Raw genomic sequence first — 23,688 nt, forward strand, 5'->3', positions numbered from 1 at the left:
TAAGTAGGTGATTAAAGTTAAAGTTCTATTAGTTTCAGATATAGAAGATAGTTACATTTGGGATCATTTTGATTGTGAAAGGTTTAAAGAAATTCAGATGGTAATTTCATGTGGAGATTTAAAGGCAGATTATTTAGAATATCTAGCGAATATGATTAAAGCACCTGTATTTTATGTTAACGGTAATCATGATATATCATATTTAGAAAAACCACCAGCTGGATGTATCCCTATTGATGATAAGATAATAGTATATAAAAATATTAGAATACTAGGCCTTGGAGGATCTATTGACTATAATAAAGGCCCTTTTCAATATTCTCAAAAGGAAATGCAAAAAAGAGTTTCGAAATTAAAATTGTGTTTATGGAAGAATAAAGGGTTTGATATATTAGTCACCCATTCACCTGCAAAAGGTATGGGGGATGGAAAGGATCTTTGTCATCAGGGATTTGAAGTATTTATCGATATTTTAAATAAATACTCTCCGAAATATTTCTTTTACGCTCATCAGCATTTGGTCTATGGGAAAGGTGATAGAAAAATGATTTATAACACCACCACTCTTATAAATGCATTTAAATATCATATTATTGAAATATAAAGAGCTCATGGGCAATGGTTTTGCCCGTGAGCTCTTTATATTTGTTTTATGGAGTAGCGGATATTTTCTTGATTTTTAAGAAATTTAATTTAGTTTCTGTTGTTATAATTGCAACAAATATAATTAAACATCCTAAAATCATTTTTGATGTAAATATCTCATTAAGCATTACAACAGATAAAATAGAACCGAAAACAGATTCTAAACATAAGATAATAGCAGCATGAGTAGAAGTGGTATATTTCTGAGCTACATTTTGTATAATAAATGCAATCATTGTGCTAAAAATTGCTAAATAACTAATTGCAAATATTGTATCTGAATTTAATGATTGTGGCATTGGTTCATAAATTAAAGCGGCTATAATTGAAAATACTGCAGCGGCACCTAACTGTATTATTACAAGTGATATAGCATCAACTTTTTCAGTGAAAAATCCAACAGAAACTATATGAGCTGCAAAAAATACTGCACATAATAGAGTTAAACCATCACCCAGTCCAATACGTATACCTCCATCTAAGGTTAGCATTCCTATTCCAACAAAACACAAAAATGCAGATATTAATGAATATGTATCTGGCTTTTTTTTGCTAATTATCCAATAAAGGAAGGGCACAATAACTACATTAGTTCCAGTTAAAAAAGCATTTTTACCAGCAGTTGTATATTTCATACCAATAGTTTGAGCAGCAAAGCCTAAAAACAAGAGAAGTCCAACCAAAGTACCAACCTTAAGTTCATTTTTAGTAATAAGTTTAACCTTCTTTCTGAAAATTAAAAGCATAATAATCGCAGAAATACTAAAACGCATTGCCATAATATAAAAGGGTGTAAGACTATCTAAAGCACCTTTTACAGCTATAAAACCACCGCCCCAAAAAATTGCAACTAAAAGCAAAGACATATCGGCAAGGATACTCTTTTTTTTGTCAGTAATTTTCATGGTTATCACTCCTTCAATTTGTATGTGTAATACTAAGGTTAAGCGATTTAAATTTTGTGAAATTACTCAAATGTCAGTTTATAAATTATATGTTCCAATAAATTTATTTTACCATAAAAGTAAGCATTAACCTATAAATTATATCGTAATAAGTGATAATTCAATTTTTTTCTTAAACCATTCTATAATCATCAGCTCCATATCAGGTTCACCCTTTCTAGGATATTTTTTTATTTATTGACATTAATAATTAACATATTTATAATTAAATAAAACAGAGCGAAATAGTAAGAATTAATATATACAGTTAGTGGATTCTTTAACGATATTTAGAGGAGAGAGATAAAAGCATGGAAATATATTTAGATAACAGTGCAACTACTAAGCCTTATGAAGCAGTTATTGAGGATGTATGTAGTACTATGAGAAATTATTATGGTAATCCATCTTCAGCACATAGTTTGGGGTTTAAGGCAGAGCAAAAACTTAGAGAGATAAGGGTAAATATTGCGAGTAGCATAAATGCTAGCAGTGAGGAAATAATATTTACATCAGGAGGAAGTGAAAGTAATAATTTTCTTATAAAGGGGTTTGCTAAAACATCTTCAAATATAATAACTACTAAAATAGAGCATCCAAGTGTATTAGACACATTTAAGGCGTTAGAAGATTTAGGAATAAAGGTTACTTATATTGATGTAGATGAAAGTGGTAGAATTGATATAGAAAATCTTATAGACAGTATAGATAAGAATACTCAAATTGTTAGCGTAATGCACGTTAATAACGAAGTAGGTGTAGTGCAGGATATTGAGCTTATAGGAAAACGAATTAAAGAGAAAAGTAGTAGGGCTAAATTTCATGTGGATGCAGTACAAAGTTACGGAAAGATTCCTATTGATGTACAAAAGTGTAATATTGATTTACTATCGACTAGTGCACATAAAATACATGGACCACGCGGAATTGGATTTGCATATATACGGAAAGGACTTATACCGGGTAGCTTAATAAATGGGGGAGGACAAGAAAGAAATTTAAGATCTGGTACAGAAAATCTTGCTGGAATTGTGGGATTTGGAACTGCAGTAGAGACTAGCTGCAAAAATCAACATGAGAATTTTAACAGTGTTTTAGAGGTAAAGAAATATTTTATAGAAAAACTGTCTAAGTTAGATGATGTTATAATTAATAGCAAACTAGAAGATCATTTTATACCGTATATATTAAGTGTTTCATTTAAAGGGATTAAAGGAGAAGTATTACTTCATGCATTAGAAGCAAAAGGGATATATGTGTCTACAGGTTCAGCATGTTCTTCTAAAAATCATAAAAGTAGTGAAATATTAAAGGCACTTGGAAGAAGTTTAGAGGAGCAAGGTGGAACTATACGGTTTAGTTTTTCAGAGTGCAATAATAAGGATGAAATAGACTATGTTATAATCGAATTAAATAAATCACTAAAGTTTTTAAGAAAGATGAACAAAAGATAATGCATTACAGAAGGAGTGTCAAAAGATGAGAAAATTAATTTTAGTAAAATTTGCACCAGAAATCTTTTTAAAAGGGCTCAACAGAGGTAAATTCGAAAAAAAACTTAAAGACAATATAAAAAATGCTATAAGAGACTTAAATTACGAATTTGTTGAAGATCAAGGAAGATGGTTTATATACTCAGAAATGATGGAGGGAATTATAGAGAAGGTTAAAAATGTTTTTGGAGTAATGGAGGTTTGCGTAGTTACACAGGTTGAAGCTTCTATGGAGAGTATTGAAAAGCAAGCACTTTTAGACATGATAGAAAGCGCCGCTAAAACTTTTAAAGTAGAAACTAATAGAGCAAACAAAAAATTTAGCCCAGGGTCTATGGACGTAAGTCGAAAAGTAGGGGGTTATATATTACAAAATAACGAAGACGTAAGTGTAGATGTACATAATCCAGAGTGTACAATAAATGTTGAAATAAGAAATATGGCATACATTTATGCTAAAAGAATAAAGGCAGTGGGTGGATTACCTTATGGAATGAATGGTAGTACTATGCTTATGTTATCAGGAGGTATAGACTCACCTGTTGCAGGCTACATGATGGCAAGACGTGGGGTAGAACTTCATGCAGTTTATTATCATAGCCATCCGTATACTAGTGAAAGAGCAAAGGATAAGGTAAAGCAATTAACTAGTATTTTAAAAGAATACACCGGTAAATTGACTTTGTATGTTGTACCTTTTACTGAAATCCAGATGCAAATTATAGAAAAGTGTAGAGAAGACGAATTAACAATAATTATGAGAAGATTTATGATGAGGCTTGCGTGTGCTCTAGCCGAAAAATATGGCATAAATTCAGTAACTACAGGAGAAAGCATAGGGCAGGTAGCTAGTCAAACTATGGAGGGACTTGTAGTAAGTGATGATGTTTCTGATAGACCAGTGTTTAGACCACTGATCGCTATGGATAAAATAGATATTATAGATGTGTCAAGAAAAATAGAAACTTACGAAACCTCTATTTTACCTTATGAGGATTGTTGTACAATTTTTGTTCCTAAACATCCAAAAACAAAACCAAGGTTAATTGAGATAATTAAATCTGAATCAGTTTTAGATATTGATAGTCTAGTTGAGAAGGCTATTTTGGATATGGAAATTTATAAATAAATATATTTATGTTAGTTAATCAATCATGTGTATTAAATTAAATAAAGTGTTAATAATAATATAATAAACACATATTGAAGGGGTGATTAACATAGCTAAAAAAGGTACAGAGAAAAAATCAGGTTCTAAGGATACTAAAGATAAAACTCAGAAAAAGAATCAAAATGGTAACACAGTTAAATAAGAAGTAATATAAAAAACTAAAGATGTAATTGCAAAAAATAAGCTAACAAAATGATTTATCACTTTGTTAGCTTATTTTTAGTTTATAGAAAATTAATATAACTTGATCAGAGGACATTAAAAGCTGATTTTTATTAAAAATGTTAAAAAAATGTTGAAAAAATTAATAATGCATGATATCATGTATATATAAGACGATAATGAGTGTGAATCATCGTGTAAAAGTTTACACTGAAAACTAATTTAATAATTAAAATTGCGTGTTACTGATACAATCAGGCATGAGCAAAAGTTGTTATAATATTATGGCTACATTTAGGTGAAGCTATAATATTATAATGACTTTGCTCATGTTTTTTGTTTTTGATACATGCCACAAAAGAGAGGGGAATATAAATGAAAAAAGCTTTTGGTGTTTTACAAAAGGTAGGAAAAGCTTTAATGCTACCAGTAGCGCTATTACCAGCTGCAGGGTTACTGCTTGGATTCGGTAATATGTTTCAAAGTGAACAATTTTTAGCAAATGCACCGATATTTAATGCTGATTGGTTCCAATTAGTAGCTAAAATTATGGAACAGTCTGGCGATGTTATTTTTGGTAATCTTGCATTATTATTTGCAGTAGGGGTTGCGGTAGGTCTAGCCGAGGGCGAAGGAGTTGCAGGACTTGCAGCAATAGTTGGGTTCTTAATAATGAATAAAACTTTAGGTATTGTCTCAGGAGTCACTCTAGATTTAACAGTGGGTCATGCACATCCAGAGTTTGCAAACGTATTAGGAATTCCAACACTTTCAACAGGAGTATTTGGCGGTATTATAATAGGTATTGTAGCGGCACAATTATATAAAAAATATTACAACATTGAGTTACCTTCTTACCTCGGATTCTTTGCAGGTAAGAGATTTGTACCTATAGCTACAGCAGTAGCTGCAATTGGAATAGGTATTGCAATGAGTTTTGTATGGCCTCCAATTCAACATGGTTTAAATGTCTTCTCAAAAAGTATGATTGAGGCTAATCCAACAGTATCAGCCTTCGTATTTGGAGTAATAGAAAGATCATTAATTCCATTTGGATTACATCACATTTTCTATAATCCATTTTGGTATCAATTTGGTGAGTATATAAACAAAGCTGGTCAAGTAGTTAACGGAGATCAAGCTATTTTTATGGCTCAGTTAAAAGATGGAGTATCATTTACAGCAGGAACCTTTATGGCCGGTAAATTCCCATTTATGATGTTTGGGCTTCCAGCAGCAGCACTTGCAATGATTCATGAAGCAAAACCTGAAAAAAGGGTGTTAATAGCTGGTATTATGGGGTCAGCAGCTCTAACTTCTTTCTTAACAGGTATTACAGAACCAATTGAATTTTCATTCTTATTCGTAGCACCAGTATTGTTCGGAATTCACTGCGTATTTGCAGGATTATCATTTATGACAATGCAGCTTTTAAATGTTAAAATAGGAATGACATTTTCAGGTGGACTTATAGATTACTTGTTATTTGGTGTAATTCCAAATAGAACAGCTTGGTGGTTAGTAATTCCTGTAGGATTAGCATTAGCAGTGATTTACTACTTCGGCTTCCGTTTTGTTATAAGAAAATGGAATCTTAAAACTCCAGGTCGTGAAGTAGATGAAGAAGAAGGCACAAGTACTACAAAAACTAATCTTAAAGGTCAAGAACATGCAATATTAGTATTAAAAGCATTAGGTGGAAAAGAAAATATAACAAATTTAGATGCTTGCATTACTCGCTTACGTGTAAGTGTTGTAGATGCTAAAAATGTTGATAAGGCAGAACTTAAGAAATTAGGAGCTGCGGGAGTTCTTGAAGTTGGTGACAGCATTCAAGCAATATTTGGAACAAGAGCAGAGCATATAAAAACAGAGGTTAAAGAGGTTATAGCTAAGGGTTTAGATAAATAATATTATAACTTCAATTAAAAATAAATTTTAACACAAAAAACATTAGATAAGTAATATACTTATCTAATGTTTTTTTATGCTTATACTGAACTGTATTGCTTTCTAGTGTTTATTAATAGATAATATATTAATATTAAGGCTAGTATCATTAAGCTCAAATTAATGGAAAATATAGTTTTATTATAGATTAAGCATTCACCAATAAATCTTGAATATAAAACCACATATGAGATCCATGCACTAGAGCCTGCGAGAATACTAATTTGAAGATTTTTATTTATAAAAAAATATGGTAAAGTTGTAAAGAATAATAAAAAAAATATTTAAAGGTAAAGCCCTAATTATTCAATTATGAATAATTAGGGCTTTATAGTATAGTAAAACTATTTAGATTTTGGTTTATGTTTAAAAATATTAAGTTTAATAGTGAAATGTTTATCTAAATACTCGTTTAGTCCTTTGTTCATACAAAACCTATAAGCTGCAAGACTAATGAAAGACCATAGTATAGCGATAACCCATCCACCAAGCACATCTGTTGGATAGTGAACACCCACATAAACCCTACTAACTCCTACAAGAATTAAATATGCGAATATAAAACAGCTAAGTAGATAGGCAATTTTTTTATTCTTCATTCGCTTAAGTATAAAGTAAATAAGAACAATACCAATAGCTGTAGAAATCGAAGAATGGCCGCTAGGGAAACTATAGCCATCAGCTTCAACTAATCTTACTCCCAGGGGTCTAGATCGTTGTACAGTGTTTTTAAGCATCAAATTGGTAAAGCCAGTAATTCCAATATTAAATACACAGCAAATGGCTTCCAATTTGTTGTTCCAAAGATATAATATAATAAAAACCAATAGGGTTATTAAAATCTGTAATTCAGGGTCAGAAGATTTTGAAACAGCAATATAAAATTGATTCCATCCCAAATTCATAGAAGTTGCTAAATAATAAAGCATGTTAATTTAATCATCCTTTCTATATTACATTGAACATTAATATTCATTCGATAGTTAATGTATAAAATTCCAATTAAGTCATAAGCATCAGCTAATATTATATCAAAATTTACAATTAAAAGCTACATTTATATTATTTGTTAACACAGGAGTAAGATATTATTCATATTTTACAATTATAGAATTGTAAAATTGAATATAAACGCAAATCAATATATTTTTATTGAAAATCAATAAAAATATATTGATAAATAACTCGTATAGTAGTAATATAGAATTTGTAGAGAGTTGAAATGCATATCAGGGAATATGTTTGAATGCAGGATAGAACATTAAAATTGCGGGGGGTACTTATAATGGAGAAGAGGTTTGTGCAAGCTATTATTATAAAAGATAATAGGGTTCTTATGGCATATGGTCATAAAGAAAATAAAGAAGATATTAATTTTTTTGTAAAAGGAGAAATTAATGGATGGGAAAGTGCTGATAATGCAATTGGACGCGTGATTACAGAGGAAATAAATATGCCTTATAAAGTTGTTTTTAAACTTAATACACAGTCTTGTTTATATACAGAAACTTATTTAGTTAATATAGAAAGTGTAAGTGATAATTTTGATTTTTCAACAAAAAAAATTGAAAAATCTGTAGGTAATTTAGATATGGATGGTCTAAAATGGATTTCTTTATCTGAAAAAGAAGAATTTCGTAGAAGTGATATAAATTATTTGAGAATTTTATTGGAAGAATGTATAGAGCAAGATTATAGTGAAAGTTGGTTAAAATCAGTGGAAGACTTGTTGTTTTCTTATCCAGATTATAAGTATAATAATATGCAACTATTAAAGAAAAAACGTATGAAGGAAATAAAAAACATAGATTCCCAAATTGGTATACATGAAAAAATATATACTATGGGCATTGCACTTATTTTATCAATAATTTGTGAAAGATTTTTTAATGGTAAACAAATTGGTGTTTCTATTCCTATTTTTTATATTATGTTCATGGGATTTTTTTTATGGAGTGTAAGAGAAAAGATTAGGATTAAAAATAGTATTGGATATATTACCATTATTCCTACATTGCTAATAGCATTAAATTATTCTATTCACTCTAATAATGTTTTGAACTTGTTTAACGGGATTATGATATTGGTACTTGCTGGAGTAAGTACAGTATTAATTAGGTATGAGAATATAAAATGGGATAGTGCAGATGTAATAAAGAAAGTGATTAGCATAGGCATTAAAGCTATTGTAGAGAATGCTTGTAAGCCTTTTACATTTAGTAAATGTAGTATAACTACGAGAAATAAAAAAGAAATAAGTTCTACGAAGAAAAATATATTAAGAGGAGTAATTATTTCTATTATTATTAATTGTTATTTTAGTTTTATTAACATCAGCAGATATGGTATTCAAGGACTATGTAACCAATTTTTCAATTGGAATTAAGGATATAGACGTAGGTAAAATCATAGGCAGTTTATTAGTTATTATCATAACTTTCATAATTATATTTTCATATATATGGAGCTTTAAATATAGCTGTGATGGGGGCAGAACTAAAAATAAGGATATACAATGGGAGCCAGTTACTGTTTTAACAATCATTTTTATGATAAATATAGTATATCTTTTATTTTCAATAGTACAGTTTTCTTATCTTTATGGTGGAGGGGATAATTTTCTTCCTCACGAATTTACTTATTCAGAATATGCAAGAAAAGGGTTCTTTGAGCTTGTGGCTGTTACAATAATTAATTTTACAATATTACTAAGCAGTATGAAATTTATTAAAAAGGACAATAAGACAATAAATATAATATCCAATGTATTTTTAACCGTGCTTGTTGCATTTACATTAAACATGCTATTTTCAGCTCATTATAAGATGTCTTTATATGAGCAAACTTATGGATTTACCTATTTAAGGATTTTCGTTCATATATTTATGCTGATGTTATTTATGTTATTTATAGTAGCGGTAGTTGGCATTTGGAATAGAAGAATACCACTTAATAAGATTTTAATAGTAATTGTTTTGAGTATGTTTATATTAGTGAACTATATTAATGTTGATAGAATAATTGCCGAAAAAAATATAGACATATATTATAAAACTCAGAAAATTGATGTACAATATCTAAAAACTTTATCATATGATGCTATTCCACAGATATTAAGACTAAAAGATGATTCTAACGCTTTCATTTCTAGTGAGATAAATACTTATATAAACAATATGAAGAAAGAGTTATTAGAAGGCGATTCCTGGTATGAATTTAATTATTCTAAATATAGAGCTAGAAAGGTTATAGAGTAAAAGGTGGTAATGTAAATTGAAAAAAATAAGAGAAAATTTATTAGGGGTTTACGACTTGATGTTAGCAGTGGGCGCTATTTGCATTGGAGTAATGATGGTAAGTTCAAGTGATGGAATATTTATTGAGTATCCAAAAGAATGGCTATCAAAAGTTCCATTTGATAGCTGGGTTACTCCTGGTATTATTGCAATCCTAGTATTTGGACTCGGAAATATTATAGCAGCAATCTTTAGTTTTAGAAAAGGAAATAGTAGGTCATGGGTTGTGTCTGCTGTAATGGGTGGGATATTAATTATGAGCCTTATTGCTCAAGTATTAATTTTAGGAGAGACGTACTTGGCAACTGTTGGATTTATGCTTTTTAGTATAATTCAGTTATGTTTATGTTGGTATGTTTTTGATGGCTATAGTAAAAATTTAATATAATAATTAAAAGAATATTTTAGTAATAAATAGCAGGATAGTTGCTTATATATTTATAAACCAAGAAAAAATTACTTTGGGGGGAATTGTAATGGATAGAGAACATTTACGTAATAGTGGATTTGCAACTAAAGCTATACATGGAGGAAATAAGAAAGATCAATATGGTGCATTGGCTACTCCAATACATCAAACAGCTACTTTTGTTTTTGATTCAGCACAGCAAGGTGGAAATAGATTTGCAGGAACGGAAGATGGCTATATTTATACAAGACTTGGGAACCCTACTAATACAGTTTTAGAAGAAAAATTGGCCATGCTTGAAGGTGGAGAAGCTTGTATGTCTATGGCATCAGGCATAGGAGCTATATCTTCAACTATGTGGACAGCGTTAAAGGCTGGAGATCATATAATTGCAGCACAAACGCTTTATGGCTGTACTCATGCATTTTTGGCTCATGGTATTTCTAGATATGGTGTTGAAGTTACTTTTGTTGATGTTTCAAATCCAGAAAATGTTAGAAATGCTATGAAAGAAAATACAAAAGTTATTTTCTTAGAAACACCTGCAAATCCAACATTGCTTATAACAGATATTGAGGAAATATCAAAGATTGCCCACGCACAAGAAAATTGTATGGTTATAGTGGATAATACATTTAGCACTCCATACATACAAAGACCATTAGAACTAGGTGCAGACGTTGTAGTACACTCTGGAACTAAATTTATAAATGGGCATGGAGACGTAATTTCTGGTTTTGCTGTTGGATCTAAAGAATTTATTGACGGAGTTAGATTATTTGGTGTTAAGGATATGACTGGAGCTAGTTTAAGTCCTTTTGATGCATTTTTGATTATAAGAGGAATGAAAACACTAGAAATAAGAATGGAAAGACATTGCAAAAATGCAATGGCTGTAGCTGAATTTTTAGAAGCCCATCCAGCAGTAGAAAACGTATATTACCCAGGACTTAAAAGTTTTCCTCAATATGAATTAGCAAAAAAACAAATGGATCTTCCAGGCGGGATTATTGCTTTTGTAATAAAGGGTGGAATTGAAGAAGGTAAAAAGGTTATAAATTCCACTAAGCTTTGTAGTATAGCTGTTAGTTTAGGAGATGCTGAAACTTTAATTGAACATCCTGCTTCAATGACTCATTCACCATATTCACCAGAGGAAAGATTAGAAGCTGGTATAAGTGATGGTTTAATAAGATTGGCAGTAGGTCTTGAAAATGTTGAGGATATTATTGCCGATCTAGACCAAGCTCTTAATTTAATTATTAAATAGTAATTAGTATAGTAAATAAGTGAAAATAGGAATTATTATCTCACATGTTACCACGTAGATAATAATTCCTGTTTTTTTATTTTCTATTATCTGTTATTGTTAATCCATTCCATATAACATCAGTATCTTCATTTCTATCTTATATTAATTAAACCCTCTAATCATGCTTATATCGGATATTTTGATTGGGTGTTTTTGTTTGTTATTGTGGTTATTAATTTCCTTAAATGTTGATTTTCTTGAAGTTAGGGGGCCATAAAAATTTATTATTCCCCAAGATGCCAAAAATTTATTGTATTTAGATTTAATTGAAATTGTGATCAGTAATGCTCCTTTTTATATATTAATTCTAAATATTATATAATACATGTTAGAAAAATGTGATTTAATAATTAATTGATTTGTGAATTAAGACATAGAAGCCATGGAAAAAGTGTCATTCCTATAGTTGATTTTTTATAATTTTTATAAAGGTTTGATTTCATAGCTATGCAAGGTTTAAAAATTGTTTTACCCTGGCATGGTTAGAATTAGAAAATAGTAATTCAGGAGTGGAGTTCGCTAGTATTTCTCCATTTTCCATGAAAATAATTCTATCTGATATTTCTCTTGCAAATTGCATTTCATGGGTAACTACTATGAGTGATATTTTATCAATGGCAAGAGATTTAATGACCTTCAACACTTCGCTGACTAGTTCAGGGTCTAATGCAGAAGTTGGTTCATCAAAAAGAATTAATTCTGGATTCATTGCAAGACATCTAGCAATTGCAATTCTTTGCTTTTGTCCACCAGAGAGAGTACAAGGATAAGAATTTATTTTATCTATTAAATCCACTTTTAAAAGTAATTTTTCTGCAATGTCTATAGCATCTTTCTTATCTATATTATTTACTATAATAGGAGCTTCAATTATATTCTCAAGAACGGTTTTATGAGGGAATAGATTGAAGTTTTGAAAAACCATACCTATTTTTTTAGCAGCATTAATTGATTCAATATTATTAATTTTCTTTTTAGATTCTGCAATAGTTACGCCATTAAATTCAATGAGTCCATTATCCATATGCTCAAGACCACTTATGCACCTAAGCAGAGTGCTTTTCCCAGAGCCAGAAGGACCGATAATTGATATTACCTCGCCTTTTTTCAAACTTAAAGATACATTCTTTAAAACCTGGGTTTTATCATAACTTTTATTTATTTTACATATCTTGAGTAAATCCATAGTAGCACCATCCTTTATTTATCACATTGTTCTTTATTCGTAAATTGAATATTTTTTTTCAAGCTTTTTAAAAGCCAACACAATAAGAGAAGTAAAGATTAAATATATTATTGCGGCAATAAAAAAAGGAGCGATTGTAAAATCTCTAGTTACAATTTCCCTAGCAGCTCTTAGTAAATCTTGTAATCCAATTGCAGCTACTAAAGCGGTATCTTTTATTAGAGTAATCGCCTCATTACAAGTTGGTGGAATTATCCGTTTAAAGGCTTGGGGTAGTATTATTTTTGACATAGTTTGTCTATAATTCATGCCTAAGACTTTAGCGGCCTCGTATTGGCCTTTATCTATAGATTGAATACCGGATCTGAATATTTCTGTAAAATAAGCTCCGTAATTCAAAGAAAAGGTAAGAGCGGCTGCAGTAAAAGGAGAAAATTTAATGCCTATAATAGGTAACCCGAAATATGTAAAAAACAGTTGGAGAAGTAAGGGTGTTCCGCGAAATAACCAAGTATAGAGGTCCACAATCTTACTAAGTATTTTTAAATTTGAGACTTTAATTAGTGCGCCTATTATTCCAAGTGGTATGCAAAAGATTATTGTCGCAAAATACAATTCAATAGTAAAGAGGCTCCCTTTTAAAATATAAGTTGTAATGTCTATAAAATTAGCCAAATCTAACACTCCTTCAGAAAAAATTCATAATTATTATTTGATTATATCTTTGCCGAACCATTTCTTTGATATAGTATTGGCAGTTCCATCATTTTGTATTTCACCTAGTTGTTTATTTATTTCTGCAGTAAGGCTTGTATCAGTTTTTCTTATACCTACGCCATAATCTTCTACTCCTAGATTTTCATTAATAACTTTATAATCACCAGGTTTTTTACTAGCATAGCATCTTCCAACTACCTCATCCACTATAACAGCATCAATACGACCAGCGTTTAAATCGAGTAGCGCTTCTGTATTGTTTGAATATTTCTTGGCCTCCTTTAGTGAGTTAGTAAGTAGTGAATCTTTAGCAAGTGCAGCTTCACTGCTGCTACCCATTTGCAAACCTACAATTTTATCAGTTAAATCACTTTTTTTAGAAATAGTTGACTTGTTTTTTACAATAATTGTTTGCTTATTTTGAAGGTATACTTTAGAAAAAGCAATTTGTTCTTTTCTCTTATCTGTTATTGTTAATCCATTCCATATGGCATCAATATCTTTATTGTTTAGACTTAATATAATTCCGTCCCATTCTACTGGTTTAAAGGTTACTTTTACGCCCATTCGCTTGCCTACTTCTTTTGCCATATCAATGTCAAAGCCTACAATTTCACCACTTTTATCTCTAAATCCCATTGGTGGAAAGTTATCATCAAGACCAACTATTAGTTCTTTTTTGTCTTGTATATCTTTTAAAGAATTATCAGCTGTGGGGGTGTTTCCGCAGCCAGATAAAATAGCGGTTGAAAGTATTGCCACAATTAGTAAGTTAAATTTAATTTTCATTATTAACACTCCTTTATGCATTCTATAAATACAATATTACTTTATTACGTTAGTTATGTAAAGTGGTAAATTAAAGATTAATTAACTTATATATAAATATAAAATTATTACAAGATAAAAATTTATAAATTTTTTAGAATAGATGGGAAAATCATAGTAGTATAAATCTCTCTTCCAGTGGAAAATATAAATGAAGAAAGGGGAGTGTTTTAAATGAGTATAAAGCAGAAACTTACTAATGAGCAATTATCTTCAGTAGGAATTAAGAGAACTGATAATGACAAAGATATGCATACGAATGATGTAAATATTAAAAATAATGAAACAAGAAATAAAAAAAACAAATAAATCATCTAAAAGTGTTTATAGCTAATATTTTGATTAATTGTTTATATTTATAGGATTCGCTTGACATTAAAATAACAAAGTGGTATTCTTAAGTTGAAAATTTAATAGATCCTTCAGGGTAGGGTTAAATTCCCAACCGGCGGTATAGCCCGCGAGCCGAAAGGTAGATCTGGTTTAATTCCAGAGCCGACAGTAAAGTCTGGATGAGAGAAGGAGAATAATGATAAATATAGGAGATTTTCATTTATTAACTATGAAAAATAGTCAATACTGCTTTTATATTTTATTGTGAATATATTTAGTGAACAGCACCGATAGGTGATGATTTAACAGCACCGATAGGTGATGATTTGACTAGATATATAATTAGCTTATTAAGCCCTGAAAACTTTGTTTTCAGGGCTTTTATTATTTTAGCCACATATATGATTTTATTTGATCAAAGTTATGCATACTAAGAGAGAAATATTTATGAAGATTGGCACCAGAATTATAGAATTAGGGGTGATAAATTGGATAATTATTATATGAGAAGAGCACTTGAATTATCTAAAAAAGCAGTGGGGTTTGTAAATCCTAATCCATTGGTGGGTGCTGTTATTGTAAAAGATAATAGGATAATCGGTGAGGGGTATCATGAATATTTTGGTGGACCACATGCAGAAGTAAATGCTTTTAAAAATGCCAAAGAAAATGTAGAAGGCGCAACAATGTATGTAACTTTAGAGCCTTGCGCACACTATGGTAAAACGCCACCTTGCGCTGATGCTATAGTGCAAAATAAAATATCTAAAGTGGTAATTGGAATGATAGACCCTAACCCATTAGTTGCAGGGAAGGGAATAGAAATTCTAAGAAGTAGTGGCATAGAAGTAACTACGGGCATAATGGAAACTGAAATAAAGAAAACAAATGAAATATTTATAAAATACATAACTCACAAAAAACCATTTTGCATCATGAAAACTGCTATGACAATAGACGGAAAAATAGCAACTTCTATTGGTGAGTCAAAGTGGATAAGTAATGAAAAATCTAGAGCGTATGTGCATGAATTAAGGCATATGGTAACTGGAATTATGGTGGGAATTGGAACTGTCCTAAGTGATGATCCAGAACTTACTACAAGAAGAGAATGCATAATTAGCAAAAACCCAATAAGGATAATTATAGATAGCACAGCAAAAATACCAATAGATGCAAAGGTGTTAAAATGTGATGAAAAAACAAAAACTATTGTCGTTACAACAAAATTTGCGAAAGAGACAAAAATTGAAGCTATTAAACAAAAAGGCGCACAAGTTATTATAACGCCAAGTAAAAATAACCGAGTGAATTTAAACTATTTAATGAGAGTACTAGGTGATATGGGGATAGATAGTATTTTGATTGAGGGTGGCAGTACTCTAAATTATGCTGCATTAGAAGAAGGCATCGTTGATAAGGTTATTACTTTTATTTCCCCGAAAATATTCGGCGGAACAACAGGTAAGACTCCAGTAGGAGGACAGGGAATAGAACATGTAAGTGATGCTATATTGCTTACGGATACTGAAGTAACTAGATTTAACGAGGACATTATGATAGAAGGGTACGTGAATAGATGTTTACAGGGTTAATTGAGGAAATTGGAGAAATAAAGTCTATAGAAAAAGGTGCGAGGTCTGCGAGAATTACCATAAAAGCTACAAAGGTTATATGTGGAATAAAGATTGGTGACAGTATTAGCACAAATGGAGTGTGCCTTACCGTAACAGAATTTAATAAAAATAGCTTCAGTGTAGATGTAATGGCGGAGACTATAAGAAGTAGTAATTTAGGGAAATTGAAATCTGGTTCTCATGTCAATTTGGAAAGGGCATTAATGGCTAGTGATAGGTTAGGAGGCCATATAGTAAGTGGACATATTGACGGAATAGGAACTATTGTAGATTTTTGCATCGAAGAAAATGCCACTTGGGTGTCTGTAGAAACTACAGTGGATATATTAAAGTATATTGTACATAAAGGATCGATAGCAATTGACGGTATTAGTTTAACTGTAGCATATGTTGATGAAAACATTTTCAAAGTATCAATTATACCTCATACAAAAGGTGAAACTACTTTAATTAATAAAAAGGTAGGTGACGAGGTTAACCTTGAAAGTGATATGATGGCGAAGTATATTGAAAAACTGCTTAAACATGGTGAAGCTCCAGAAAAAAAGAAATGTATTGGTATGGATTTTCTCGAAAAAAATGGATTTGTATAAGCAATCAGTTGTAGACACAGCAAATAATATTACATCACCAAAAGTGATGATTACAGCACAAAGTGATAATTAAGGGGTGGAAAAATGTATAAATTTAATACTATTGAAGAAGCTTTAGAAGATATTAAAAATGGAAAAATGGTTGTTGTGGTAGATGATGAAGATAGGGAAAATGAAGGAGATTTAATTATAGCAGCCGAGAAAGCTACTCAGGAAAACATAAATTTTATGGCTAAGTATGCACGTGGACTTATATGCATGCCTATAGTTAAAGATAGATTAGATAAGTTAAATATAAATCAGATGGTGGTAAATAATACTGATGTGCATGGAACAGCATTTTCTGTTTCTATTGATGCTGTAACTACCACTACAGGAATATCAGCTGCAGAGAGGGCAACTACTATATTAAAGGTGATAGATTCGGAGGCTTCATCAAAAGATTTCAATAGACCAGGCCATGTATTTCCTCTAGCAGCAAGAGAGGGTGGCGTATTAAATAGGGGCGGTCATACAGAGGCTGCTGTTGATTTAGCAAGACTTGCAGGGTTATATCCTGCAGGTGTGATTTGTGAAATTATGAATGAAGATGGATCAATGGCTAGGGTACCAGAGCTTATGGATTATGTGAAAAAACATGATTTAAAAATGATTACCATAGTAGATTTAATTGCTTACAGGAGAAAAACTGAATGCCTTGTAGAAATGGTTACGGAGGCACAAATGCCAACTAGATATGGTGAATTTACTATCTATGGATTTGTTAATAAGATAAATGGAGAGCATCATGTAGCATTAGTCAAAGGTGATGTAAGAAGTAGTGAATCTGTACTTGTTAGGGTGCACTCAGAGTGTCTTACTGGAGATGCACTAGGCTCTATGAGATGTGATTGTGGAGAACAATATGATGCGGCCATGAAAGCAATAGCAAAAGAGAAAAATGGAATATTGCTTTATATGAGGCAGGAAGGACGTGGAATAGGGTTAATTAATAAGCTAAAGGCATACAATCTTCAAGATAAAGGAATGGATACCGCAGAAGCAAATGTAGCTTTAGGTTTCCCTGTAGACATGAGAGATTATGGCATTGGAGCTCAGATATTGGAACTATTAGGTGCTACAAAAATAAGACTCATGACTAACAATCCTAAAAAAATAACAGGAATTTCAGGCTATGGTATTGACATAGTTGAAAGAGTAGCAATAGTGATGAATCATAATGAAAAAGATAAGTTCTATTTGCAAACTAAAAGAGAAAAAATGGGACATTTACTTGACCCTGAACGAGTATAAGTGTTAAGCACATTCAAGTAAACAATATGATATTAAATTAATAGGAGGAATAGAAATGATAACGTATGAAGGTAAATTAATAGCAGAAGGTTTAAAATTTGGGATTATAGTAGCAAGATTTAATGAATTTATAGGTGGAAAATTATTAACGGGAGCACTAGATGGTTTAAAACGTCACGGAGTTACAGAAGAAAATGTTGAAATTGCATGGGTTCCTGGTGCATTTGAGATACCTCTAGTTGCAAAAAAGATGGCTAAGTCCGGTAAGTATGATGGTGTGATATGTTTAGGAGCAGTAATAAGAGGCGCTACATCTCATTATGAATATGTATCTGGTGAGGTAACTAAGGGAATTGCATCTGTATCACTCGAAACAGGAGTTCCAATTATTTTTGGAATTCTTACTACTGAGAATATCGAGCAAGCTATTGAAAGAGCGGGTACAAAAGCAGGTAATAAAGGGTATGATGCTGCAGTAACTGCAATAGAAATGGCAAATTTATTAAAAGAAATTTAAAATAATAGAAGAAAAAAATTCTCCTGCGTGCATTGCAAACGAACTTAAAACTGGAAATTCGATTAAGAAATTCTAAATCAAATTTAATAGTTTATACGTTTCTTATTGCAAGTCACTTCGGAGAAATTCCAAAGTTGCTATTCAGCTGATTTTTAAGTACTACTTTGGGTATTCATTAGGGGTGCATAACAATTATTAACTGTTATGCACCCCTAGACTTTTTTCGCTTTCATCTATACTTATGATATACTATTCTTAAAGATAAGTAGAATGGGGGTAGTCCAAATGGGTATAGGCGATAGTGTATTTACTATTATATTTATTATGATGGGTGCATCGGCTGTTGTTTCTGGTTTGAATTTTGAGAAGAAGCAGGGGAAAAAATATAAGGGCGAAAATTTAGATGAATATATAAAACTAAATAAGCTTGTTTTAATTTCAATGGGAGGAATGATTCTAATTGGTACTTTCCTCGGACAAGGGTTACCTTTATTAAAAAATGTAATAACAAATATAACAATTGGAAGTTTATTTCTCATATGGATTGTTTATTCGGTAGTATCCAAAAAGAAATTTTCAACCAAAAAATAATAAACAGAATGGAAGGTTGCGGACTTCCATTCTGTTTTTAATTTTTTAGATAAAATATTATATTTCAATGTGCTCTGGTTTTAGCTTGTAAACCACATCTTTTCTTTCTAGCATTATATTAATTTTTTCTTTTAATGCATCATCGTCTAGAATTTTTAGGAGTAGTTCTTTAGTAGGGTTTATTACTGTAGGGTTACTAATTAACTTTAACATAGAGTAATCTCCGGAAGTATCTCCATAAGCATAACTTTGATCCAAATCAATATTATATTTACAAACAAAATGTTCTATGGCGGCATGCTTACTAACACTATCCCACATAGGAATAATAGCACCAGTGTAAATATTATCTTTATTCAATTGATACTTTGTTCCTATATAATCATCAAACCCGTATTTTATAGACATTTCGCGTACAAGTTCTATTGGACTGCCTGATACAGTGATAATGATATGACCCTGGCTCTTATGCCATTTAATTCTATCACGGGTGTAGGTATAAACCCTATCCCCTTTTTGCTTTACAATTTGCTTAGCAATAAACTCGATTTGACACTTATGAAGTCCAATTATGGCCTCGGTATAAATATCAGCCATTTTAAGCAGGTAATTATCATAATTTCCTATTCGCTTATCCCATTTAACATAATAGGGTTTTACTTCTTTGTACCATTTATCATTTTCTATTATTTCGCTTTTAATCAATTTTTTGAATACCTCACTAATTAAACTATCTCTATAGAGAGTACCATCAATATCAAAGAAAGCAGCTATTCTTTTTTTCAAAGTGATCACCTCCAACATCGGTATAATATAATTATTTTAAGAAATTTAAGAAATTTATAATTAGCTATTCGGGAAATATTATTCTTTTTTCAGTGATTATGAAACCCAATGGCACATCATACTCACCAGTGGGCACTTTATCAACTATTTGATAGTCATAGGCTATGCCTATAGTAGGAGTAAGTTTCGTCTTTTTAGGTAAAAATCTATCATAATAACCAGCACCAAAACCTATCCTATTGCAATGTTTATCAAATACTACGCCGGGAACTATTATTAAATCTATATCCTCAATATTAACTTTATCTAATGAGTCATGTTTTGGCTCCATAACACCAATACTAGATTTAGAAAGATCAGTAGTAAGATTATTTATTTTAAAAGGTATTATTTCTCGCTTAGATTGTATGCAATAGGGTGCAATTACTGTTTTACCGTTATCCAAACACCACTTGGCAAGAGGATATGTATCAACTTCTTTATTGAAACTTAGGTATAACATGATATTTTTGCAATTTGTAAATTCAGGTAACTCCATAATTGTGCCTATAATTTTATTGCTAAAATTACTTACATCTTGAATCTTCATACTTTTTCTTTGATGTAGCATATTTTTTCTTAAAGTATCTTTAAGATTATCTTCCATAAGTACCCTCCCCTAGAAATTATTTAAATATTATACTATAAAATTTAAATTAGTATAACATATGTTTATCATATATGCAATTTATAGAATTATATATAAGTTTATATTATTTTAGATAACCAATCTTAAGCAAAATAACACTTCCATAAGTCTCAAGTAATGCATTAATACATTAAAAATTATAAATTGGGAAGTCTATAATTATAATATTAAAGATGCAGGAGTATTAAAAAATACTAGGTATCTTTAAGAAATATAAGGAGGAATATTCATGGACAATTCAAAAATAAGAGAAGTTAATGGAATAGACCACGTTGGAGATGTGCCAAGTGCAAAGAAAGGAATCGTAGATTTTCTTTCAGGTGAGGACAGATATAAAGACTCTATCCCACAGGATAGGCTTAATTCTTACAAAAAAGGTCGTGAAATAGCAGTAGAAATAGAGAATATTTTAAATGGGGATCAAAGGGATTATTAGAATTAAATAAATTTAATATTATTCAAAAATGGGTATAGAGTTTTAATTCTATACCTTTATTCTTTTAAATGCAGTTTAAATTGATAAAGTTGAAAAATGATTGTAGCTTTCTGAAAAGTCTGATATTGTTATATCTGTAATAGTGTTTATAAAATTACGAAGACATAAAGAACTTTTTACGTGTTTTTATGGATATTTCAAGTAATATAGGGAGGTTATTTTAAATACATATATGCTATAATATATATTGTATTTAAAAACAATCTAGGGGTGGTGATGTACCATAAAAGGTTCACGTAAAACATGTCGTATACTGTTATTATTGTCTATTTCAATACTTTTAACATCTTGCAAAGGTAATACAAAACCTGTTGAAAAAGAGACCTACCTAATGGGCACAATTGTTCAATTAAAGGTATATGGTGGAAACGCAGAAAAAGCAACCGAGAAAGCATTAAAGAGGGTAAATGATATAGAAGATAAAATGTCTGTTAATATTGAAACTTCTGAAATCACAAAATTAAATGCTAAATCTGGAATTTCAGGTGAGAAACTTAGCGCCGATACATATTACGTAATAAAAGAAGCTGTTAAATATGGTAAATTAACTGGAGGTGCTCTTGATGTAACTATAGAACCAATTGTAAAGCTATGGGGTATAGGTACTGACAAGGAGAGAGTTCCAACAAAAAATGAAATTGATGAAAAATTAAAGCTAGTTGATTATAATGATATTATTCTGGATGAAAAAAATTCAACTATCAAGTTAAGGCGAGCGAGCCAAGCTATAGATTTGGGCGCTATAGCAAAGGGATATACGGCTGATGAAATAAAGAAGGTTTTAATAGATAATAAGATTAGCAGTGCGCTTATAAATTTAGGTGGTAATGTTTATGCTGTAGGAAGCAAACCAGACGGAACTAGCTGGAATATAGGAATACAAAATCCATTAGATACGCGTGGAGAATACTTAGGAACTGTTAGTTTTACTGATAAATCCGTGGTTACATCAGGCAATTATGAGAGATATTTTATAAAGGATGGTGTGCGGTATCATCATATATTTGATCCTAAAACTGGGTATCCAGCAGATAAAGGTATCATAAGTACAACTATAGTATCGGATAAATCAATTGATGGAGATGCACTATCTACAAGTACTTATATCATGGGACTTGAAAAAGGGATTAAATTGATAGAGTCTATTAAAGGTGTAGATGCTATTTTTGTTACCTCGGATAAAAAAATATATGTTACATCGGGCCTTAAAGATAGTTTTAACCTAACGAACAAGGAGTTTATTTATGAAAAAGGGCGATAAAATAGTTTTCATAATACTTTTAATTATTGTAGTAATATCTTTTAGTGTAGCTTTAATATACAAAATCGCAATCAAGGGGTCAGAAAATATTGCAGTTATTAAAAGCGCCGGTACAGTGATTAGAACTATTGATTTAAATAAGGTAAAAGAGCCACAAGAGTTTACTATAAAAACAAAAGATGGCCATTATAATACCATACTAGTTACTCATGATGGTGTTAAGGTAAAAGATTCTGATTGTGCACATAAAGAGTGTGTTAAAAGTGGAAGTATATCAGAGCCAGGTGGGATGATTGTATGTTTACCTAATAAACTTATGATTAGTATTGAAGGCGAAGCAAATAAAGGTATTGATGGTGGGACTTTTTAAATTAAAAAAATGTAGGTGAAAATATGGGAAAGACTAAAAGAATGGTTTTACTCAGTATGTTAGTTGCAATAGCATTAGTTGTTTATTTAATTGAGGCTCAGATTCCAGTGCTATTTCCAGGAATAAAATTAGGGCTTGCTAATTCTATATCGTTAGTTGCATTAATATTACTAGGGTGGAAAGAAGCATTTTTAATAATGATTTTAAGAACCTTATTAGGTTCTATTTTTGGTGGAAGCATGTCAGCATTTATGTTTAGCATTGCAGGTGGAGTGCTAAGTAATATAGTAATGGTATTGCTTTACAAGTATCTTAAGAATCACTTAAGTATACCTTCAATAAGTGTTTGTGGATCTGTTTTTCACAATGTAGGTCAGCTACTTGTGGCCGCTTTTATAATTAATGATTTAAGAATATACGTGTATTTACCGGTATTATTAATTTCAGCGATTGTTACAGGGTATTTTATTGGAATTCTATCTAGTATTTTAAAAAGCAGATTAGAAAAAATATTATTGGGATAGAAAAATTTCTCCTGCGTGCATTGAAATAAGAGTTTGAAACGTGAAATTCCATTAAGAAATTCTAAGCTTTTGCCAATATTAAATTTTCTAACACTCACATTCGGCTTTTAGCCGGTTCGATAGCCTTCCTTCTAGTCAGGCTCACGAGAATTTAATATTGGCAAAACAAGAATTTCTAAATGAAATTTCAATGTTCCTGCACTTCTTATTTCAAGTCACTTCCGGAGAAATTTCCTATCCTTTTACTATGCTTCGAAGGGGGAGAACACCTTTTCACAATATTACAAGTTTCATAAATCATAATTCTATGATTTATGAAACTTGTAAAAAAGAGTATGGACGTATTATCAATACAAAATTTAAATAAGAGATATGAGAAATTTGAATTGAAGAATGTTTCGTTTTCTGTGCAGCATGGAACGATTATAGGTTTTATCGGACGTAATGGTGCAGGAAAGACTACCACATTAAAAGCTTTACTTAAGC

The 23,688-nt window shown here is 30.8% G+C and carries 25 protein-coding genes, 1 pseudogene and 1 riboswitch; of the genes and pseudogenes, 19 read left to right on the plus strand and 7 right to left on the minus strand.

Translation table 11 applies throughout. From position 1 onward, the window contains the following. Window positions 1-7: 7 nt before the first annotated feature. Window positions 8-604, plus strand: coding sequence for a metallophosphoesterase (locus KTC94_RS15230; RefSeq protein ID WP_258280634.1), 597 nt, complete (start codon window positions 8-10; stop codon window positions 602-604). Between the two features lie 46 nt (window positions 605-650). Here KTC94_RS15230 and KTC94_RS15235 read toward each other — a convergent pair whose 3' ends face one another. Then, on the minus strand, window positions 651-1,550 hold the full coding sequence (locus KTC94_RS15235) for a DMT family transporter (protein WP_220319624.1): 900 nt from the start codon (window positions 1,548-1,550) through the stop codon (window positions 651-653). Window positions 1,551-1,900: 350 nt separating this feature from the next. On the opposite strand from KTC94_RS15235, the gene KTC94_RS15240 reads away from it, so the two are divergent. The 3 genes from KTC94_RS15240 to ptsG all read left to right on the plus strand — a co-directional run bounded on the left by KTC94_RS15240 (window position 1,901) and on the right by ptsG (window position 6,326). Continuing rightward, entirely contained in the window at window positions 1,901-3,043 is a 1,143-nt protein-coding gene (locus KTC94_RS15240; protein WP_216301971.1) for a cysteine desulfurase family protein, read from the plus strand. A 25-nt stretch (window positions 3,044-3,068) separates the two neighbouring features. Beyond that, on the plus strand, window positions 3,069-4,211 hold the full coding sequence (thiI, locus tag KTC94_RS15245) for a tRNA uracil 4-sulfurtransferase ThiI (RefSeq protein ID WP_216301972.1): 1,143 nt from the start codon (window positions 3,069-3,071) through the stop codon (window positions 4,209-4,211). A gap of 579 nt (window positions 4,212-4,790) precedes the next feature. Next, window positions 4,791-6,326 carry a glucose-specific PTS transporter subunit IIBC gene (ptsG, locus tag KTC94_RS15250; RefSeq protein ID WP_220319625.1) on the plus strand — a complete coding sequence of 512 codons (1,536 nt, stop codon included), beginning with the start codon at window positions 4,791-4,793 and terminating at the stop codon, window positions 6,324-6,326. A 383-nt stretch (window positions 6,327-6,709) separates the two neighbouring features. Here the strand turns inward: ptsG and KTC94_RS15255 are convergent, their stop codons facing one another. Beyond that, window positions 6,710-7,294, minus strand: a complete 585-nt coding sequence (locus tag KTC94_RS15255; protein WP_216301974.1) for a phosphatase PAP2 family protein — start codon at window positions 7,292-7,294, stop codon at window positions 6,710-6,712. A 356-nt stretch (window positions 7,295-7,650) separates the two neighbouring features. On the opposite strand from KTC94_RS15255, the gene KTC94_RS15260 reads away from it, so the two are divergent. The 4 genes from KTC94_RS15260 to megL all read left to right on the plus strand — a co-directional run bounded on the left by KTC94_RS15260 (window position 7,651) and on the right by megL (window position 11,340). Then, window positions 7,651-8,751, plus strand: a complete 1,101-nt coding sequence (locus KTC94_RS15260) for a hypothetical protein (protein WP_220319626.1) — start codon at window positions 7,651-7,653, stop codon at window positions 8,749-8,751. Then, window positions 8,708-9,622, plus strand: coding sequence for a DUF4173 domain-containing protein (locus KTC94_RS15265; protein ID WP_220319627.1), 915 nt, complete (start codon window positions 8,708-8,710; stop codon window positions 9,620-9,622). The genes KTC94_RS15260 and KTC94_RS15265 overlap by 44 nt, the downstream gene beginning before the upstream one ends. A 16-nt stretch (window positions 9,623-9,638) precedes the next feature. Beyond that, on the plus strand, window positions 9,639-10,049 hold the full coding sequence (locus KTC94_RS15270; RefSeq protein WP_258280635.1) for a hypothetical protein: 411 nt from the start codon (window positions 9,639-9,641) through the stop codon (window positions 10,047-10,049). Between the two features lie 88 nt (window positions 10,050-10,137). Continuing rightward, on the plus strand, window positions 10,138-11,340 hold the full coding sequence (megL, locus tag KTC94_RS15275) for a methionine gamma-lyase (RefSeq protein WP_220319628.1): 1,203 nt from the start codon (window positions 10,138-10,140) through the stop codon (window positions 11,338-11,340). A 487-nt stretch (window positions 11,341-11,827) separates the two neighbouring features. Here megL and KTC94_RS15280 read toward each other — a convergent pair whose 3' ends face one another. Genes KTC94_RS15280 through KTC94_RS15290 form a run of 3 tightly spaced genes read right to left on the minus strand, consistent with a single transcriptional unit; the run spans window position 11,828 to window position 14,074 of the window. After that, a complete protein-coding gene (locus KTC94_RS15280; RefSeq protein WP_216301979.1) occupies window positions 11,828-12,568 on the minus strand; it encodes an amino acid ABC transporter ATP-binding protein in 741 nt (246 codons plus the stop codon). A 33-nt stretch (window positions 12,569-12,601) separates the two neighbouring features. Beyond that, entirely contained in the window at window positions 12,602-13,243 is a 642-nt protein-coding gene (locus tag KTC94_RS15285) for an amino acid ABC transporter permease (protein ID WP_220319629.1), read from the minus strand. Between the two features lie 33 nt (window positions 13,244-13,276). Then, window positions 13,277-14,074 (minus strand): amino acid ABC transporter substrate-binding protein, encoded by a 798-nt coding sequence (locus KTC94_RS15290; protein WP_220319630.1) that lies wholly within the window; start codon window positions 14,072-14,074, stop codon window positions 13,277-13,279. Window positions 14,075-14,287: 213 nt separating this feature from the next. Between KTC94_RS15290 and KTC94_RS15295 the strand changes: the two genes are divergently transcribed. From KTC94_RS15295 to KTC94_RS15320, 6 genes are all read left to right on the plus strand, one after another. After that, window positions 14,288-14,422 (plus strand): hypothetical protein, encoded by a 135-nt coding sequence (locus tag KTC94_RS15295; RefSeq protein WP_258280636.1) that lies wholly within the window; start codon window positions 14,288-14,290, stop codon window positions 14,420-14,422. Between the two features lie 105 nt (window positions 14,423-14,527). Continuing rightward, a riboswitch (FMN riboswitch) is annotated at window positions 14,528-14,641 on the plus strand. Window positions 14,642-14,934: 293 nt separating this feature from the next. Next, window positions 14,935-16,041 (plus strand): bifunctional diaminohydroxyphosphoribosylaminopyrimidine deaminase/5-amino-6-(5-phosphoribosylamino)uracil reductase RibD, encoded by a 1,107-nt coding sequence (ribD, locus tag KTC94_RS15300; RefSeq protein WP_220319631.1) that lies wholly within the window; start codon window positions 14,935-14,937, stop codon window positions 16,039-16,041. After that, window positions 16,026-16,676 carry a riboflavin synthase gene (locus tag KTC94_RS15305; RefSeq protein ID WP_220319632.1) on the plus strand — a complete coding sequence of 217 codons (651 nt, stop codon included), beginning with the start codon at window positions 16,026-16,028 and terminating at the stop codon, window positions 16,674-16,676. The genes ribD and KTC94_RS15305 overlap by 16 nt, the downstream gene beginning before the upstream one ends. An 84-nt stretch (window positions 16,677-16,760) precedes the next feature. After that, window positions 16,761-17,969 (plus strand): bifunctional 3,4-dihydroxy-2-butanone-4-phosphate synthase/GTP cyclohydrolase II, encoded by a 1,209-nt coding sequence (locus tag KTC94_RS15310; RefSeq protein WP_220319633.1) that lies wholly within the window; start codon window positions 16,761-16,763, stop codon window positions 17,967-17,969. Window positions 17,970-18,024: 55 nt separating this feature from the next. Further along, window positions 18,025-18,486, plus strand: coding sequence for a 6,7-dimethyl-8-ribityllumazine synthase (gene ribE / locus KTC94_RS15315; protein ID WP_216301985.1), 462 nt, complete (start codon window positions 18,025-18,027; stop codon window positions 18,484-18,486). Between the two features lie 285 nt (window positions 18,487-18,771). Further along, window positions 18,772-19,077, plus strand: coding sequence for a hypothetical protein (locus tag KTC94_RS15320; RefSeq protein WP_216301986.1), 306 nt, complete (start codon window positions 18,772-18,774; stop codon window positions 19,075-19,077). A 57-nt stretch (window positions 19,078-19,134) separates the two neighbouring features. Here KTC94_RS15320 and KTC94_RS15325 read toward each other — a convergent pair whose 3' ends face one another. After that, window positions 19,135-19,881 (minus strand): HAD-IB family hydrolase, encoded by a 747-nt coding sequence (locus KTC94_RS15325; protein WP_216301987.1) that lies wholly within the window; start codon window positions 19,879-19,881, stop codon window positions 19,135-19,137. 46 nt (window positions 19,882-19,927) lie between these two features. Next, window positions 19,928-20,509 carry a 5-formyltetrahydrofolate cyclo-ligase gene (locus KTC94_RS15330; RefSeq protein ID WP_220319634.1) on the minus strand — a complete coding sequence of 194 codons (582 nt, stop codon included), beginning with the start codon at window positions 20,507-20,509 and terminating at the stop codon, window positions 19,928-19,930. A gap of 271 nt (window positions 20,510-20,780) precedes the next feature. On the opposite strand from KTC94_RS15330, the gene KTC94_RS15335 reads away from it, so the two are divergent. The 5 genes and pseudogenes from KTC94_RS15335 to KTC94_RS15355 all read left to right on the plus strand — a co-directional run. Continuing rightward, window positions 20,781-20,987, plus strand: a complete 207-nt coding sequence (locus KTC94_RS15335) for a hypothetical protein (RefSeq protein ID WP_165411693.1) — start codon at window positions 20,781-20,783, stop codon at window positions 20,985-20,987. Between the two features lie 391 nt (window positions 20,988-21,378). Further along, the gene (locus tag KTC94_RS15340) at window positions 21,379-22,308 is read left to right on the plus strand and encodes an FAD:protein FMN transferase (protein ID WP_165411694.1); all 930 of its coding nucleotides are present in this window, start codon (window positions 21,379-21,381) and stop codon (window positions 22,306-22,308) included. After that, on the plus strand, window positions 22,292-22,678 hold the full coding sequence (locus tag KTC94_RS15345; protein ID WP_165411695.1) for a NusG domain II-containing protein: 387 nt from the start codon (window positions 22,292-22,294) through the stop codon (window positions 22,676-22,678). Before KTC94_RS15340 ends, KTC94_RS15345 begins: the two co-directional genes overlap by 17 nt. A 23-nt stretch (window positions 22,679-22,701) precedes the next feature. Then, window positions 22,702-23,202 (plus strand): Gx transporter family protein, encoded by a 501-nt coding sequence (locus tag KTC94_RS15350; protein WP_220319635.1) that lies wholly within the window; start codon window positions 22,702-22,704, stop codon window positions 23,200-23,202. 335 nt (window positions 23,203-23,537) lie between these two features. After that, window positions 23,538-23,684, plus strand: a pseudogene (locus tag KTC94_RS15355) (ATP-binding cassette domain-containing protein); the annotation flags it as partial. Window positions 23,685-23,688: the final 4 nt, after the last annotated feature.

This window comes from Clostridium sp. CM028 (assembly GCF_030585565.1).
GTDB classification, from domain to species: Bacteria; Bacillota; Clostridia; order Clostridiales; family Clostridiaceae; genus Clostridium_AD; species Clostridium_AD estertheticum_B.